Genomic DNA, 15,727 nt, shown 5'->3' on the forward strand with positions numbered 1-15,727 from the left:
ATGTGGATTTTGAGTCACGGCGGTCATTTTCGGTCTTTACGCACCTCTGACCTTTTGGGGGGTGGGACTTGCGTCTTTATTATAAAACGCACCGCCTGCGTCTCGATCAGATCCCGATTAAGGCGCGGAGATTGCCACTCTTTCTCAAATTCTCACAGCCATTTACCTTGTTCGGCAAAGCGGCTGAGGCTTTGGCAGGGCCGAAATAGGGCGCGAAAACACAGATTGCGGCCGAACCATGTTTTATCGCGCGGCGACATCCGGACGGCCCGCTTCCCGATGGTTTACTTACCCGGCCAACCCTAACTTGAACTCAGCCGGGGCGGTGTTGAGCCACACAGCTTAAACGCCCAGCACACAGGCTTCACCCAATGACGGGGGAGACACCGGCTGTTCCTTCTGTCCGCACCGGATGCGTGGACGCAAGGGCAACACGGATACATTTTGCAACTGGTTCAATGGAACCGAAAGGAACCCTACCATGAAGCGTTTTAATCTTTCGACCAAGATCGCCGCTTTCGCCATCGCCGGCGCCGCCTTCTCGATGACCCCGGCCCTGGCCCAGGACGCTGCCGCTCCGGCCACCGCCGCTCCGGCCGAAGCCCCGGCTGCCGCCACCACCCTGACCGGCAAGATCGCCGCGGCGGGTGAAAAGGCGGGGACCTTCACCCTGCAAGTCGGCGAAGCGCCGTCGATCAAGGAGGTCTCGGTTGACGCCTCGGCCGCCACTTCGGACGGCCAGCCCTTCGCCATCGGCGATGAAGTGACCGTAACGGGCACCCTGAGCGCCGACCAGTCGGCCCTGACCGCGACCTCGCTGGCCAAGTCGGGCGCCGCCTCGACCTCGACCAGCCCGGCGGCTCCGGCCGACTCGACCGCCCCGACGACGGAACCGGCTCCGGCCACTGAACCGGCGGCTTCGCAGCCGACCCAGTAAGCCGTAACGGCATAACCGGTCGTTCGGATCGGTAAGCCCCACCGCCCTTAGCGGCATTGTGGGCCATATGAAGGAAAACCCCGTCCGGTCGCCCCCCGGGCGGGGTTTTTCGTGGCTGAACGGGGCGAATAAAGGCGGGGTCGCCTTTCTTTGCAGGTGGGGCAGGAGCGCCGAATCGTATCCTTACACGCGGGCCATTAGGCTTAATTGCAGAGAAAACAGGAGGATAGTATGAATACCTTTATCTCTAACGGCCCGCTCACCGACTGGAACGATCACGACGCCTTCTGGAATCGCGACTTTTCCAACCGGCCGTACGGCGCGAACGAAACTTACGGCCGGTTTCAGCCGGCCTATCGCTTCGGTTACGACCTGTACGGTGAGAACGCAGGTGCCGCGTTCAACGATCTGAATGACGACGACCTGCGCAGCCGCTGGGAGTCATATCCCGATCGCGGCGACCTGCCATGGGATCGCGCCCGCGATGCCGCCCGCGACGCCTATGCCCGCCGCGACATCGACACCGCGCCGCGTCTGGAAGAGGTGATCGACAAGCACTAGATCACTACGTTTTCCGATGGAAACATAATGATCCGGATTTTGTTTGCGCCCTCGCCAGGCGGTGACCCTGCCGCCGCAATGGCTTGAACGGTAAATTTGGAAAGCCGTCCGGTTCCGCCGGGCGGCTTTTTCTTTGTGCTAAAGCATTCGTCGGCTCAGTTGAGCCGCAGAAGGGCTCTACGTTTTTGCCTGGTCGCGCAATTTTCCGAAAAGTGGTGTCCACTTTGTCGGATTGCGCTTTAGAACCGCCGGCTCACCGACAGCCAGTATGTGCGCGGGCGCAGCGGCGTCGTCTGTGGCGCCGTCTCCAGCGCGAACGGGTTGCCGTAGGCGAAGCTGTTGCTTTTGTTGCCTGTGGCGTTGGTGACGCGCAGGGAGAGGGCATAAGGGCCGAAGTCGGCGGCGCTGGCCAGGTCGAGATTGGTGTAGCCCTTCATCCAGATGACCTGACTGATGCCGTAGTTGAGGGGCGAGCCCCCGCGATAGGACAGGACGGCGGTGTGGTGCAGGCGATGGCCCAGCAGGGGTTTGCGCCACTGGGCGCTGAGGCTGGCATTGTGGCGCGAGATGTAGGGCATGCCGTCTTCGCGCACCTTGGCGTAGATGGGGTTCGTCTCGTGCAGGGTCGGATCGCTGATCTGGGCGCGCAGTTGCAGGGTCAGGTCGTCATCGGGCCGCCAGCCGGCCTCGACCTCGATGCCGGCATTGCGCCCGTCGCCGATATTGAGTGTGACCGGCAGGCCGGTGGCGCGGAGCTGATCCGACTGAATGTCGCGCCAGTCGATGTGGAACAGGGCGGCGTCGAGACGCAGGCGGCCGCCCGGCGTCCGGTACTTGAGACCGGCCTCCATACTGTACAGACGGTCGCCGTCATAGGTGCCGGGGACGATGGTGCGCTGGGCGGTGGTGGTATTGAACCCGCCGGTGCGGAAGCCGTCGGACGACAGCAGATAGATCAGCCATTGCGTCGACGGCTCATAGCTGAGCATCAGTTCGTGGGTGACCGGCGTCGCCTTGATGTCGCCGGTAACGCGGCCCGACATGGCGTAATCGACAAGGCGCACCTGAGCGATGTCGCTGAGCGTGCGGTGATGCGAGCGCTGGGCCCGCAGACCGGCGGAGACGGACCATTTCGGCGCGAAATCCCAGGTCACCTTGGCGAAGGCGGCGACGTCGTCGATACGGTCGGAGCGGTCTTCGTCATACAGGGTGCGCAGCGTAAAGACGTCGATCAGGCGCGGGGTGAAGCTTTCCTCGCTACGCGCGGCGAACAGTCCGGCCAGCCAGCGGACGCGGCGATCCGGTGGCGAGACGTAGCTGGCTTCGAGGCTCGACAGACGGATGGTCTGGTCTTCCTCGAAATAGAAGACGCCGGAATTGGCGATGGTGACGTAGCGCCCGATGGGCTGAGCATCGTAGCCGGAGTGAATCTTGTGGCGCAGGCGATTGAAGGCGACGCGCCACGTACCCGCCGCCGTTTCGCGCGTCAGGCCGACGGCGAGGTTCTGGAAGATATTGTCGTGCGGTTCGGCGAGGGCGAGGGCGCGGCGGTAGGGGCCCCGGCGACCGATGACGTACTGGCTGTTGGACGAGCGCAGGTCCTGCACGGTCAGGGTCGAATCGAGCGTCAGGGCCGGGGTGGCCTGCCATTTGAACGACAGCCGTCCGCCGGAGCGTTCGGTGTCGTTGCTGGCGTTGCGGGTCAGGGCCTCGTCCTTGATGAAACCGGCGGACTTCTCGTCCCACAGCACGGCGCGCAGGGCGGCCTCGCCGGGCAGGGGGATATTGAGCATGCCGCTGGTGCGCCACGACGGCTGGCCTTCGGCGGCGGTGCCGAGCGAAGCGCCGATTTCGGCCTCGAATTGGTCGAGTGCGGGTTTATTGGTCACCAGCCGCACGACGCCGGACAGGGCGCCCTGACCGTACAGATTGCCCTGTGGGCCTTTCAGAACCTCAAGGCGCGCCATGTCGACCAGCAGCAGGTCCGGGTCGGGGGCGTTGTAGGTGATCGGCGTGTCGTCGAGATAGAGGCCCACGGTCGACTGGGTGCGCCCGGTCAGCACGCTGTCGGAAATGCCGCGCAGGAAGATCTTGTCGCGGCCGGGCCCCAGATTGGTCACGGTCATGCCCGCCACGTGCGGCGCCAGGGTCGACAGGTCGGTGTCGTTGCCGGACAGCAGCGGCGGGGCGACCACGCTGATGCCGGCAGGGGTGTCGAAGACGCGCGCCGGGTGGCGGACGACGATCAGCGGGATATCGTCGTCCGACGGCGGGGCGACGGGCCGGGCCGGGAATCCGGGCGCGGCAGACTTCGGACGGGGGGCGCGGACGAGGCGGTAGGTGACGGCGTCGATGCGCTCGACGCGGCAGGCGCTGCCCGCCAGCAGGCGTTTCAGCGCCTGTTCCGCCGTGTGGCGGCCTGTAACAGCGCGCGGTCTGGCGTCGCAGGTGGCGGGATCGACCCCGCCGATGGACAGGCCGGTCTGCGCCGCCAAATCGATCAGAGACGGCGACAGGGCGCGGGGGGGCAGGGTGAGGTCGAAACGGCGGTCGGCAGCCTGAACGCCGGAAGCGCTAAAAAAAGGCGCGAAAAGGCTAACGGCCAGAAGCGCGGGAACGAATATAGATGGCTTCAGGCGTCGTGCGGGCATCGACCGGCAGAAACTCAGTAATACGCCCGGCAACCGCGGTTTGCGAATCGAGGGTCAGAATGGCGTTTAGCCTCAACTGCGCGGCGTCGCCTTCGACGATGATCGGCTTATCGAAATACCGGTTCAGGTCGGCGGCCACGACGGACAGCGGCTGATTGCGGTAAATAGCACGGGACGACTGCCACGCAAAGGCCTCCGCCGGATCGGCTCTGGTCATGGTGCGCGCGCCCGAGGCCTCGCGGTAGGTGCCGAGGTCGCCGGGAAGCAGACGGGTCTTCGCCGAACGCGCAGCCATTTCCACCTCGCCCTCGCGCACGGCGACGCGGACCTCGCCATTGAGGCGCGCGACATTGAACGTGGTGCCGATGTCGGTGAGCGTCAGGTCGCCGCTGAGCACGCGGAAGGGCTGGCCGTCGTTATGGGCGACGGTGATGGCCACTTCGCCCTTGTCCAGCGTGACGGTGCGCGCCGACGCCGTGATCTTCACCGACAGTCGGGTGTCGGTGTTGAGCATCAGTTGCGTGCCGTCGGACAGCGTCACGGTCTCGCGCTCGCCCTTTTGCGTATCATAGGTTTGAACCGGTGCGAACATGCCCGACGCCGCCATGATCGCCACCGCCACGACGGCGGCCAGTCCGCTACCCGCCACGGCCCTCAGGCCGAAACGGCGCTTCGGACGTTGCGCGATGGATCGCCACGCCGAGGGGGTGACTTTTTCTTCGGGGACAGGGGCATCCAGCGAGGTCCACAGGCTCAGCGCTTCGCCATAGGCGGCGGCATGACGCGGCGAAGCGTCCAGCCAGTCGGTCAGGGCGACGATATCGGCTTCGCTGATCACGCCCGACTGCGCCTTTACGGCCCAGTCGGCGGCATCTGCTTCGATTTTCGCGTCGATATCCGACATGGTTTTCCGGCCTCTCTGACCTGATGACACGCTGAAACGGCGTTACCCGTAAAAAATTCTTCTGCACCGCGAAAAAAGTCAGTGCAGTTTCCGACTTCGGTTGAGCGCCAGCAGGTGTTTCAGCGCCCCGCTGAGGTGTTTTTCGACCGAGCTGATGGAGATGTCGAGCCGTCGCGCCACCTCGGTCTGACTGAGCCCTTCCAGCTTGTGCAGGCGGAAGATGTCGCGTGTCTTCGGCGGCAGGGCGTCGATGTCTTTCAGCACGGCGCGCAGTTCCTGGCGCGCGCCCAGCACCGCCTCGGCATCCGGCGTGGCGTCGGCGTCGGCCTCGACCTGCGGGTTGAGGCCGTGCCAGGCGTCTTCGCGCGCCTCCCGGCTGTTGAGGGCGCGCCGGCGATTGAGCCACAGATTGTTGGCCATGCGAAACAGAAAGGCCAGAGGCTCCTGAATCTCGCCGTCGATGCCGCCGCGCATCAGACGCAGATAGAGGTCCTGCAGCACGTCTTCGGCGCTCGCCTCGTCGCCGCACAGCCGCGTCAGATAGCGCAGCAGCACGTCGCGTTTGGCGAAATAGATTTCCGACAGGCGCGCGGTGTTGGGCATCGGCTCTCAGGAAGGTTAATGGATGGCATTGATATAAAGGCGATTTTTGCTTTCGGGCAAGGACTTCCCGCGCGACAGGTTCCGACGCGATAAAAATTCCATAAAAAATTTCACTTCCGACATGAGGGTAGGTGTCCGCGGCGGTGTCATCGCTACAGGAGGCCCCTCCGGAAGGTGGCCGTCAGCTCTGCGGGGGGCGGACGGAACGCCGGGGCCTCCAGCTTAAACCTGAACCGGACGTCGCACATCGCGGCGTCCGGATCTTTCTTCCGGAAAGGCCTGCGCCGTAAAGGCCTGCGAAAGGCTGGCAAGCAAGGATCGCCCGTCATCTTGTCGAATTGAGTACCCAGAGTTTTTGAGTTTTCGGGGAAGTGTAATGCGTTTGCTGAACATCATGCTGACCAGGGCGAAGGGTGGCGACGGTCTGATGGCGCGTCACTATCACGAAGCCCTGACGGCGGAAGGCTACGATGTCGTCAGCGTCGGCCATCCGGACGGTATGCTGTCCGACATGCCGGGGTTTCGCCCGCTCACCAATCGCTTCATCAACGATCCTGTCTGCGCCCTGAATCTGGCGGGCATGACCCGCAGCTTCCGTCCCGATCTGGTCATCGCCCACGGCAACCGCGCCGGTCGGGCCTGCATGATGCCCTTCATCGGCACGCGTCAGCGCACGGTGCAGGTCCTCCACACCCCTTCCTACAAACCTCATCTGAGAGACGTTTCCGCGGCGCTCTGCGTCAGCGGCCGCGTGCGCGAAGGCGCCGAATCCAAGTTTCCCGGCCTGCGTCTGTTCGATGTCGCCAACTTCTCGCATCTGCGCGCCCTGCCGGTGAAGCGCAAACCCAACGCGGTGCCGGTGATCGGCGCCATGGGCCGTCTGCATTCGATCAAGGGTTTCGACCTGCTGCTGGAGGCCTGCGTCGAACTGCGCGCCGCCGGTCAGCGTTTCGAGGTGCGCATCGCCGGCGACGGGCCGGAACGCGCCGCGCTTGAGGTCATGACCCGGCAACTGCGCCTCGAAGACCACGTGCGGTTCTGCGGCTGGGCGCAGGACCCGCTGACCTTCCTCAACGGCATCGATCTGTTCGTCGTGCCGTCGCGTCAGGAATCCTTCGGTCTGGTCGTCATCGAGGCCCTGGCCGCCGGGGTGCCGGTGGTGGCGTCGGACACCGAAGGCCCCACCGAAGTGCTGCGCGGCGGTCAGTTTGGCGCGCTGTTCCCGAAAGAAAACACCGCCGCTCTGGCGCAGGCTCTGGGCGGCGCACTGGATAACTGGACGGGCTGGCTGCGCCGCGCGCGTGAGGCGCAGGCCTACGCCATCGACGCGTTCGGCTTCGATGCCGGTCGCCGCCGTCTGCGCTGCACCGTCGAGGCGCTGGCGTGATTGAACTGTGGCACGCGGGTTTCGTCCCGCGCCCCATTGCGGATGTCGCCGCCAACCCGCCCACTGCGGACGAAATCGTCTGGCTGCCGCCGCAGGGCGGTTTTCGTTTCGCCGCCGATCCGTTCGGGATCAAACGCGATGAGGGGCTGACCCTCTTCGCCGAGACCTGGGATTACCGGGTAAAACGCGGTGAAATCCATTATTTTCAGTATGATAACGACAACCGGCTGGTCACCTCCGGCCCGGCCCTGATCGAACCGTTTCACCTGTCCTATCCCTTCCTGATCGAAGAGGGGGGCGAACTTTACATGCTGCCCGAAGCCCACAAGAGCGGCGTTTTGACCCTCTATCGCTGCGAGCGCTTCCCCGATCGCTGGGTGCCGGTCAAGACTTTGCTCGACCTCCCGGCCATCGACGCCACCGTGGTCAGGCACGACGGTCGTTGGTGGATGTTCTACGCCCTGCCGGGGGCCGAGCGCCGGGCGATGCGCGAACTCCATGTCGCCTGGGCCGACGATCTGCGGGGGCCGTGGCGGCAACACGCCGCCAACCCGGTGCGTGCCGGTCTCGAAACCTCGCGCCCCGGCGGCACGCCCTTCGTTCAGGACGGCAAGCTGCACCTGCCGATGCAGGACTGCGCGGCGACCTATGGGGCGGCGATCAACCTTCTGCGCATCGACACCCTGACGCCGGAGCGTTTTTGCGCGACACCGGTGGGGCGGTTGACCGCCGGCGAGTGGCTCGATGGCTATACCGACGGCTTTCACACCCTGTCCGGGCACGACGACGTGACCTTTATCGACGTCAAGCGCCTGCACCGGTCCGCCGCCGAGCCCTTCATCAAGCTGCAGTTCAAACTGCGGAAGGCGCTGGGGAAGCGCTGACCGCGCGTGCCAGATCGCGCCACACCGTCTCGTCCCAGAAGCGCCGTGCCTGACCCGAAGGCGAAGGCAGGACCCATAACGCCGTCGCGCCTGCCGTTTCCGGCTGAAGCCCCAGCGCGATCTGCCCGGTCGGACGCCCCAGAAACACGCTGGCCGCCGTTTTCGACGTAAAGGCCAGATGCCGTGGTGCATTGACCGCGATCCTGGCCCGCAGCGCCTCGGCGTCCCACGCTTCTGGCGGCAGGTCCACGTCATTGCCGTAGTGCGCCTTGCACAGGTCGGTCAGGCCGATCCCAAAGTCCAGCAATCGCGGATAGTCGGCGGGCGCTATACGAACCGGCGTCAGGCCGACGCTGTGCAGGGTGCGCCAGAAGAAATTACCCGGATGCGCGTAATAGGCCCGGCGCTCCGCCGACACCCGCCCCAGCGCCGTGCCGCAGAAGACCAGCTTCAGCCCCGGCCGTAACAGGTCGGGCACCAGATGGCTTTCGGGTAAGACCCCCGACCGTTCAAGAGCCGTCATGAGAAAATAAAAAACCTATATGTGGCAATAAGATAACAACCGATTGCCGGTTGGCTTCCTGATTTAAAATGAGGGGGCTCCGATTGATCCGCAATGGCCTCCCGGACGTTAGTGCTTATGGGCATGTCTGACGCGAACATAAACAACGGAGCACATAATGCGCAATCGATCCTTCCGTCTGCTTTGCCTCACCACCCTCGCGGGGGCTCTGGCCTGGCCCGCTGCCGCCCAGACCTGGAGCGGTCCCTATGGCGGCGTCCACATCGGCGCGGCCAAGCCCGCTGAAAAAAGCGATGAACGCCTGATCTTCGACACCAATCAGGACGGCAATTATGGCGACACGGTCAATACGGCCGCGCCCGCCAACGCCTTTTCACCGGGCTTCTGCGACGGCTCGCCGCGCGGCAACAATGCCGGCGCAGGCTGCAACGACGATGGTGACGGCTATGATATCGGCCTGCGCGCCGGCTACGACTGGCAGGCCGGGAATATCGTCTACGGTCTGCTGGGCGAATGGAGCGCCGTCGATATCGAAGACAGCGTGACCGGCTTCTCGACCACGCCCGCCGCCTACCATTTCAAGCGTTCGCCCGACGTCGTATCGGCCCTGCGCGGGCGTCTCGGCTACGGCACCGACAACTGGCTGGCCTACGGTACCGCGGGTGTGGCCTGGACCAGGATGGACCGCGATTTCCGCACCACCAACGCCGCCAACAGCTTCACGCCGCGCGGCGGCGACGATGAAAACGCCATGGGCTATCAGGCCGGTCTGGGTCTGGAGCGCCGCATGAACGACGCGTGGTCTTTGGGTGTCGAATATCTCTACACCAGCTTCGAGGACGAGGACTACACCGTCCGCGTCGGGCCCGGCACCGCGCCCGCCTCCAATCCGTTCCTGATCGTCAATGCGACCGGCACCGACATGCGCCGCGACGAGGACAAGTTCGATTACCACTCGGTGCGTCTGGTGGCGAACTTCCGGTTCGGGCAGTAAGTAAAAGAGCCTCCGGCGGGCAGGGGCTCAGCCCCTGCACCCGGAACTATTCCAATCTCATACCTCCCTGCCTTTGGCGGGGAGGGGGACCATTTGCAGAGCAAAGGGTGGTGGGGTGTCTTACGGTATTTTAAAATCGTCTGGCGTGTCCGTATTGACGATTTGAAAGCGCTTCACGCGGGTGCTTAAACCACGCCCGGTACGAACGCTGTGCCGCCCGTCTGGCCGCGATGGCGCAGATAGGCGTCCAGCAGCGTACAAGCCATCATCGCCTCGGCCACCGGCACGGCGCGCAGGCCCACGCAGGGGTCGTGACGGCCCTTGGTGCGGATGTCGACCTCCTTGCCTTCGATGTCGATCGACTGACGCTCGGTCAGGATCGACGAGGTCGGCTTGAGCGCCAGACGCGCCACGATGGTCTGACCCGTCGAAATGCCGCCCAATATGCCGCCCGCATGGTTCGAGAGAAACGCGATGCCGTCAGAGCCCATCCGCATCTCATCGGCATTCTGTTCGCCGGAAAGCGTCGCCGAATTGAAGCCTTCGCCGATTTCCACGCCCTTGACCGCGTTGATCGACATCAGATTGGCCGCCAGATCAGAGTCCAGCTTGCCATAGATCGGCGCGCCCCAACCGGCGGGCACGCCCTCGGCCTGCACCTCAATGACCGCGCCGATGGAGGAGCCGGCCTTGCGGATGCTGTCGAGATACTCTTCGAACAGGCTGAGATGCGTGGCGTCAGGCGAGAAGAACGGGTTCTCATTGACCTGTGCCCAGTCCCACTGATCGCGGTCGATGGGGTGGACGCCCAGTTGCACCATGGCGCCGCGCACTTCTATCTGAGGGCCGATCAGGGTCTTTAGCACCTTCAGCGCCACCGCGCCGGCGGCGACGCGCGCAGCGGTTTCCCGGGCGCTGGAGCGGCCGCCGCCGCGATAGTCGCGGATGCCGTACTTGGCGAAATAGGTGTAGTCGGCGTGGCCCGGACGGAACTGACGCGCGATCTCGCCATAGTCCTTGGAGCGCTGATCGGTGTTTTCGATCATCACCGAAATCGGCGTGCCGGTCGTCTTGCCTTCGAACACGCCGGACAGAATCTTGGCTTCATCGGCCTCGCGGCGCTGGGTGACGAAGCGCGAGCCGCCCGGCTTGCGGCGGTCGAGCGCCCCTTGCAGGTCCGCCTTGCTCAGTTCGATCCCCGGAGGGCAGCCGTCGATCACGCAGCCGAGCGCCGGACCGTGGCTTTCGCCCCAGGTGGTGACGCGGAAAAGATGACCGAAGCTGTTGTGCGACATGGATTTAGTGACCTGCTTTTTTGTCACAGCGACTTAGGACAGTTCCGCCCCCAGCGCAACCTTAAGCCCAACGGTTATGAAACTCGGCCAGCAGGTCCGAAGCCGGGCGCATCGGCCTATGCACGGCCTCCAGCGTCACGTGAAGATCGCCCGCCGGGTGCTTGGCGGTGGTGGGCAGGCCCAAACCTTTGAGCGTAAGCTTGCCGTCGACAGTGTCGGCAAGGTCTATGCTCTGCGCGCCGTGCGGCGTGTCGAGCGCGATGTGCCCGCCCCGTTGCAGGCGGCGGGCGTCGACCGGGGCCGTCAGAAACAGGTCGTGACCGGCGGCGTGCAGGTCGTCGCGGCGTTCGATTTCGATGCGAAAGACGTGTTCGGTGCCGCCAGGGCGCGCGGCCTTTAGCCGCAGCCGGTCGCCTTCGCGCAAGCCGGCGGGCAGGGTGATGCGCAGGTGCTTGCGGTGCATCAGGCTGCGGCCCGGCCCGGCGTCGTGGATCAATTCCAGCGGCATGGGCACGTCGGTGACGATGCCGCCGCCATTGACCGCAGTCTCCACGCTGACGCGCAGAGGCTCCGCCGGGTCGGACAGTTCCTCAATAATTTCAGAAATATCGGGCCCGTTCCTGATCTGGCGCATCAGCAGGTCGCGCGCCAGTATCAGCCGCCTCAGAGGGACGTCCGTGCCGTTGAGGTCCGGGTGCGCGCGCTTGGCCAGTCGGCGAAAAGCCGCCTGCACGTGGCTGCTGCTGACCGGTTCTGAAAGACCGAGGACGCTGAGGGCGGAGGTTCTGTTCATTCTGAAGAGACGGGCAAAGGATGTATTGACGCAATGTGACCCCCTATGGTCAACAGCGGGTTAATACCCTATTTATTCTTCCCTGGCTTGCCGGGGGGACCGCACGAGCCGCCAAGGGCGGTGAGATGTGGTGGTGGGGTGTCTTGCAGTCTTTCAACCCACTACTATGTTGAAGCATTGGTAAGATACCCCACCACCACGCCTTTCAGGCGCGGTCTCCCTCCCCAACGAGTTGGGAGGAATGAGGGGGTTTGGAGAACTTTGAATGTCCCGTTCCGATCTGATCCCCCCCAGCCCAGACTACGCCGATGCCCATGCGGCGCACGAGGCCGATATCGACGGCGCCGAACCGTTCGATCTGTTTGGTCAATGGTTGATGGATGCGCGGGCCAAGGAGCCGAACGATCCCAACGCCATGACGGTGGCGACGGTGGACGAGGACGGCCTGCCCGACGCGCGCATGGTCTTGCTCAAGGATTTCGATGCGCAGGGCTTTGTTTTCTATACGAATACTCAAAGCCATAAGGGCCGTCAGCTTCTGGGTGCGCGCAAGGCAGCGCTGCTGTTCCACTGGAAATCCCTGCGCCGTCAGGTGCGTATCCGCGGCACGGTCGAGATGGTCAGCGACGCCGAGGCCGACGAGTATTTCGCTTCGCGTGCCCGCAATTCACAGATCGGCGCCTGGGCATCGGAACAGTCGCAACCGCTGGAAGGCCGCTTCGCGCTGGAAAAGCGGGTGGCGGAATTCGGTCTGAAATTCGGGATCGGGACCGTACCGCGCCCGCCGCACTGGACGGGTTTTCGCATCGTGCCGCTGTCGATCGAGTTCTGGCGCGACAAACCGTTCCGCCTGCACGATCGTCTGAAGTTCGACCGCGCCGGCGTAGGTTGGGTCAAGTCGAAGCTGTATCCGTAACTACCAGTTCGCCGGATCGGACCTGTAAAACGGCCGCACATCCGACACGCTGAGCCCGGCGGCGCGAGCGGCGGCCATGCCTTCGTCGCTGTCTTCGTAAGCGTGGGCCTCGTGCGGGGCGACGTCCAGCCGGCGGCAGGCTTCGAGATAGAGGTCGGGCGCGGGTTTCCCGACCCCGGTATCCTCGAACGCCACCACGGCGTCGAACCTCTCATAAAGCCCGATGGCTTTCAGCGTGGCTATCACGATGGCCTTTTGCCCACCGGAGCAGACGCCCAGCTTCAATACGCGGTGATAGTGCCGGACCAGCGCCTCGGTCTGCGGGATGGCCTTCACCGCATCGATATTGTCCATGAACAGCGGGGCGTTCTGGGCGGCGATAGCATCGGCGTCGAAGTGCAGTCCTGTGCCCTCACGTACGGCTTGTAACAAATTAGCGCGCGACCAGCCGACGCGCGCCGCGTAAAAGTCGGCGGCGAAATCGATGCCGTAAACCTTCAGAGCGGCGCTGTAGGCGCGATAATGGGCCGCGAAGGTGTCGGCCAGGGTGCCGTCGCAATCGAAGACGAGGGCCTTTATGCCTTCGGGCGGGCGGAGGTTTTCGGGAAACAGCATACGGTATTTATGGAGCTCAGGACGATGCGGGTCAAATCCGACTCGAAGCGGGTGGCAAGGGCTTTGCCGTAGTCGCTTCGCAGGGCAAGAGCCTCGCCACCCAGCCAGCCAAGGCTACCGAAGACATCCGCATACACCTCAGCGACGTGCAGAGACTGCACAGGCCGACAGTTACAATTGCGTCCTTGCGGCTTTCAGACGGCTTGACGAACGGGGGCGCGGCGTACAGTGATGCGCGGTTTCCAAAATCGTACCGAGTATAGCCGCATGACCGATCCCGCCTTGCCTGACGCCCTTATCGCGCACCTGTCCGAAGGGGCGGATGACATCATCACCACCTCCTGCGCTGTGGTGATCCTCAAGGGCAAGCGCGCCTACAAGGTCAAGAAGAGCGTCGATTACGGCTTCCTCGACTTCACTTCGGTGGAGAAGCGCCGCAAGGCCCTGCTGCGCGAATTGCGCTACAATCAGCGCATGGCCGCCGACATCTATCTGGGGGTCGAGGAGATTCAGGGCGAAAGCGTGCTGGTCATGCGCCGCTTCGACACGGCGGGCGTGCTGGCCGAACAGAGTCAGTCGCGCGAGGACTGGACGCCGGATCTCGACCTGATGCACGATCTGGGGCAGTTGGTGGCGCAGTTCCACGCCGGGTCGGAAATCTGCCGCGACGGCGAGCACGAATTCAACATCAAGTACGTCATCGACTCCAATAAAAAGAATATCGAGGTCTTCCGCGAGGAACTGGGGGCCGAGGCTGTCGACGCCTATGACCGGGCCATTCAGGCGGCCTATGCGGAACTGGTCGGCGATGTGAAGCGCCGCTTCTCAGAAGGCTATGTGCGTCACTGTCACGGGGACCTGCACCTCGGCAATATCCTCATCGAGAACGACAAGCCGGTCCTGTTCGACTGCATCGAGTTCAACGAACGCCTGAGCCAGATCGACGTGCTTTACGATCTGGCCTTCCTGCTGATGGACCTGTGGGTGAGGGGGCATCATGCCGCCGCCAATACGGTGCTCAATATATATGTTGAAAAGGCTGCGCGGCTGGAGGACGACATCCATAGCGTCTATGCCGGTCTGAAGCTGCTGCCGCTCTATATGTCGGTGCGCGCCGGCGTGCGCTGTCACGTCAACGCCAATTACGGCGGCACGCCCAACTACGCCATGGAAAAGGCAAAGATGTATCTTCAGGCGGCGCACGCCTTTTTGGAGATGAAGCCGGCCGAGCTTCTGGCCGTCGGCGGTTTGTCGGGGTCGGGCAAGAGCACCCATTCGCGCCGCATCGCGCCGGAGACGGGTCGCGCGCCGGGATCGCTGGTCCTGCGTTCGGATGAAATGCGCAAGCGCCTGTGGGCCTGTCCGGAATTCGAAACCCTGCCCAGGGAAGCCTACACGCCGGCGGAAAATGAGCGCGTCTATAACCATATGTTCGATCTGGCGCGCACGGCGGTGCAAAGCGGGCAGTCGGTGATTCTCGACGCCACCTTCCGCAATCAGGACCGCGCGCGTCAGGCCAAAGAACTGGCAGAAAGGCAAGGGGTCAAATTCCGCGCCTTGTGGATGGACGTGCCGGCGGACGAGCGTCTGCGCCGGGTCCTGCAACGGCGCAACGACGTCTCGGATGCGACGCCGGATATCGCCGGCGCGCAGACCGATCCGGTGCTGGATCGGGCGCTTTGGATCATGACCCCGAATCCGTAAGGTGAATTACGGTAAATATCGCGTGAGGAGGTGCATTCTTGACACGATCCTTGCGTATATTCGCGTGACAACAGGTAGGCCGGTGACGATACGCTCCGATTGGCGGAGGGTCCGACCGGGACGACTAAGACTTGAAGGCTGGGACGACGTGTCTGACGAAGTGACGCATTTTGACGCCGAAACCGCAATCGAAACGGGGCGGGGGCGCAGGAAGGGCCTTGCCTTCGCGCCCGTCGCCTTCGTGATCAGCCTGTTCGCGCCCCTGACCTACGCCGCGGCCATGATGGCGACGGGCGTCGGCTATATCAGCTACGACCTCGGCTTCAACACCATCGCGCTCGACTACGTGCCCAAGATCGCCACGGTGGCCATGATCCTGTCGGCCCTGTCGCTGCTGATCTCGCTGTTCAAGGCGCCGAAGACCTACGGCCCCTGGGCGCTGGGGGCGGTGCTGGTGTCCGGCGCCGTGCTGGCCGGCTATTACGCCTATGAACTGCGCCTGAAATCCAATCCGCCGATCCACGAGGTGGCGACCAACTGGGATCGCCCGGTGACCTTCTCGGCCAAGCTGATCGAAGCCCGCGGGCCCGACGCCCACCCGATCGAGGACGCCCCCTATGTCGGGCGCAATGTGGCCTATGAGTGGGCCGGGCAGACGGTGGCGTCTATCAATGCCCAGACCTGCCCGCTGGCGGCCTCGATTCCGGGCAAGCCCAAGGATGCGGCGGCTGTGGCGCGCATCCTCAAGGACGAAGGCTATGTCGTCTTCGGCCGTTCCGACTGGCGCGTCGAAGCGACCTGGGAAGACCCGCTGTGGGGCGTGAAATCCGACATTGTCGTGCGCCTCGATCCCGACCGCACCGACATCCGTTCGGTCAGCCGTCAGGAAGCCGTCGATCTGGGCGGCAACTGCCAGCGCGTGATGGCGCTGATGGAACGCATCAAGGGCTGATAGGGCGA

15 protein-coding genes are annotated in these 15,727 nt (G+C 64.0%); 8 read left to right on the forward strand and 7 right to left on the reverse strand.

Annotated features, from left to right (window positions below; genetic code table 11):
- Positions 1-481: 481 nt before the first annotated feature.
- Together LH365_RS05755 and LH365_RS05760 are read left to right on the forward strand one after the other, a co-directional pair.
- Positions 482-937, forward strand: coding sequence for a hypothetical protein (locus LH365_RS05755; RefSeq protein WP_226745215.1), 456 nt, complete (start codon positions 482-484; stop codon positions 935-937).
- A gap of 231 nt (positions 938-1,168) precedes the next feature.
- Complete coding sequence (locus LH365_RS05760) at positions 1,169-1,498, forward strand: hypothetical protein (protein WP_226745216.1); 330 nt, start codon at positions 1,169-1,171, stop codon at positions 1,496-1,498.
- A 239-nt stretch (positions 1,499-1,737) separates the two neighbouring features.
- On the opposite strand, the gene LH365_RS05765 is transcribed toward LH365_RS05760, so the two are convergent.
- The 3 genes from LH365_RS05765 to LH365_RS05775 all read right to left on the reverse strand — a co-directional run bounded on the left by LH365_RS05765 (position 1,738) and on the right by LH365_RS05775 (position 5,656).
- Complete coding sequence (locus tag LH365_RS05765; protein ID WP_226745217.1) at positions 1,738-4,149, reverse strand: TonB-dependent receptor; 2,412 nt, start codon at positions 4,147-4,149, stop codon at positions 1,738-1,740.
- Entirely contained in the window at positions 4,094-5,053 is a 960-nt protein-coding gene (locus tag LH365_RS05770; protein WP_226745218.1) for a FecR domain-containing protein, read from the reverse strand. The genes LH365_RS05765 and LH365_RS05770 overlap by 56 nt, the downstream gene beginning before the upstream one ends.
- Positions 5,054-5,131: 78 nt before the next feature.
- Positions 5,132-5,656 carry an RNA polymerase sigma factor gene (locus LH365_RS05775; protein WP_226745219.1) on the reverse strand — a complete coding sequence of 175 codons (525 nt, stop codon included), beginning with the start codon at positions 5,654-5,656 and terminating at the stop codon, positions 5,132-5,134.
- A gap of 376 nt (positions 5,657-6,032) precedes the next feature.
- Between LH365_RS05775 and LH365_RS05780 the strand changes: the two genes are divergently transcribed.
- Positions 6,033-7,043, forward strand: coding sequence for a glycosyltransferase (locus LH365_RS05780; RefSeq protein WP_226745220.1), 1,011 nt, complete (start codon positions 6,033-6,035; stop codon positions 7,041-7,043).
- Complete coding sequence (locus LH365_RS05785) at positions 7,040-7,927, forward strand: hypothetical protein (RefSeq protein WP_226745221.1); 888 nt, start codon at positions 7,040-7,042, stop codon at positions 7,925-7,927. The genes LH365_RS05780 and LH365_RS05785 overlap by 4 nt, the downstream gene beginning before the upstream one ends.
- Here the strand turns inward: LH365_RS05785 and LH365_RS05790 are convergent.
- Positions 7,896-8,450 carry a mismatch-specific DNA-glycosylase gene (locus tag LH365_RS05790; protein ID WP_226745222.1) on the reverse strand — a complete coding sequence of 185 codons (555 nt, stop codon included), beginning with the start codon at positions 8,448-8,450 and terminating at the stop codon, positions 7,896-7,898. The two genes, LH365_RS05785 and LH365_RS05790, sit on opposite strands and share 32 nt — an antisense overlap.
- Positions 8,451-8,607: 157 nt before the next feature.
- On the opposite strand from LH365_RS05790, the gene LH365_RS05795 reads away from it, so the two are divergent.
- Positions 8,608-9,444 carry an outer membrane protein gene (locus LH365_RS05795; RefSeq protein ID WP_226745223.1) on the forward strand — a complete coding sequence of 279 codons (837 nt, stop codon included), beginning with the start codon at positions 8,608-8,610 and terminating at the stop codon, positions 9,442-9,444.
- 185 nt (positions 9,445-9,629) lie between these two features.
- Here the strand turns inward: LH365_RS05795 and aroC are convergent, their stop codons facing one another.
- Both aroC and LH365_RS05805 read right to left on the reverse strand, forming a co-directional pair.
- Entirely contained in the window at positions 9,630-10,739 is a 1,110-nt protein-coding gene (gene aroC, locus LH365_RS05800) for a chorismate synthase (protein WP_226745224.1), read from the reverse strand.
- Positions 10,740-10,800: 61 nt separating this feature from the next.
- Positions 10,801-11,532: a DnaJ C-terminal domain-containing protein gene (locus tag LH365_RS05805; RefSeq protein WP_226745225.1), complete on the reverse strand. Its 732-nt coding sequence runs from the start codon at positions 11,530-11,532 to the stop codon at positions 10,801-10,803.
- 265 nt (positions 11,533-11,797) lie between these two features.
- Here LH365_RS05805 and pdxH point away from each other — a divergent pair, with 265 nt between their 5' ends.
- Positions 11,798-12,448 (forward strand): pyridoxamine 5'-phosphate oxidase, encoded by a 651-nt coding sequence (pdxH, locus tag LH365_RS05810; protein WP_226745226.1) that lies wholly within the window; start codon positions 11,798-11,800, stop codon positions 12,446-12,448.
- On the opposite strand, the gene LH365_RS05815 is transcribed toward pdxH, so the two are convergent.
- Positions 12,449-13,063 (reverse strand): HAD family phosphatase, encoded by a 615-nt coding sequence (locus LH365_RS05815; RefSeq protein WP_226745227.1) that lies wholly within the window; start codon positions 13,061-13,063, stop codon positions 12,449-12,451.
- Between the two features lie 267 nt (positions 13,064-13,330).
- Between LH365_RS05815 and LH365_RS05820 the strand changes: the two genes are divergently transcribed.
- Positions 13,331-14,767, forward strand: coding sequence for a bifunctional aminoglycoside phosphotransferase/ATP-binding protein (locus LH365_RS05820; RefSeq protein WP_226745228.1), 1,437 nt, complete (start codon positions 13,331-13,333; stop codon positions 14,765-14,767).
- A 148-nt stretch (positions 14,768-14,915) separates the two neighbouring features.
- Entirely contained in the window at positions 14,916-15,719 is an 804-nt protein-coding gene (locus LH365_RS05825; RefSeq protein ID WP_226745229.1) for a DUF1499 domain-containing protein, read from the forward strand.
- The last annotated feature ends 8 nt before the right edge of the window (positions 15,720-15,727 follow it).

The organism is Asticcacaulis sp. AND118 (assembly GCF_020535245.1).
Classification (GTDB): domain Bacteria; phylum Pseudomonadota; class Alphaproteobacteria; order Caulobacterales; family Caulobacteraceae; genus Asticcacaulis.

Bases quoted from the DNA above. Each gene is read 5' to 3' on its own strand.
- LH365_RS05795 (WP_226745223.1), top strand. From the start codon at position 8,608: ATGCGCAATCGATCCTTCCGTCTGCTTTGCCTCACCACCCTCGCGGGG.
- LH365_RS05755 (WP_226745215.1), top strand. From the start codon at position 482: ATGAAGCGTTTTAATCTTTCGACCAAGATCGCCGCTTTCGCCATCGCC.
- LH365_RS05805 (WP_226745225.1), bottom strand. From the start codon at position 11,532: ATGAACAGAACCTCCGCCCTCAGCGTCCTCGGTCTTTCAGAACCGGTC.
- LH365_RS05820 (WP_226745228.1), top strand. From the start codon at position 13,331: ATGACCGATCCCGCCTTGCCTGACGCCCTTATCGCGCACCTGTCCGAA.
- pdxH (WP_226745226.1), top strand. From the start codon at position 11,798: ATGTCCCGTTCCGATCTGATCCCCCCCAGCCCAGACTACGCCGATGCC.
- LH365_RS05760 (WP_226745216.1), top strand. From the start codon at position 1,169: ATGAATACCTTTATCTCTAACGGCCCGCTCACCGACTGGAACGATCAC.
- LH365_RS05780 (WP_226745220.1), top strand. From the start codon at position 6,033: ATGCGTTTGCTGAACATCATGCTGACCAGGGCGAAGGGTGGCGACGGT.
- LH365_RS05765 (WP_226745217.1), bottom strand. From the start codon at position 4,149: ATGCCCGCACGACGCCTGAAGCCATCTATATTCGTTCCCGCGCTTCTG.
- LH365_RS05775 (WP_226745219.1), bottom strand. From the start codon at position 5,656: ATGCCCAACACCGCGCGCCTGTCGGAAATCTATTTCGCCAAACGCGAC.
- LH365_RS05770 (WP_226745218.1), bottom strand. From the start codon at position 5,053: ATGTCGGATATCGACGCGAAAATCGAAGCAGATGCCGCCGACTGGGCC.
- LH365_RS05815 (WP_226745227.1), bottom strand. From the start codon at position 13,063: ATGCTGTTTCCCGAAAACCTCCGCCCGCCCGAAGGCATAAAGGCCCTC.
- LH365_RS05790 (WP_226745222.1), bottom strand. From the start codon at position 8,450: ATGACGGCTCTTGAACGGTCGGGGGTCTTACCCGAAAGCCATCTGGTG.
- aroC (WP_226745224.1), bottom strand. From the start codon at position 10,739: ATGTCGCACAACAGCTTCGGTCATCTTTTCCGCGTCACCACCTGGGGC.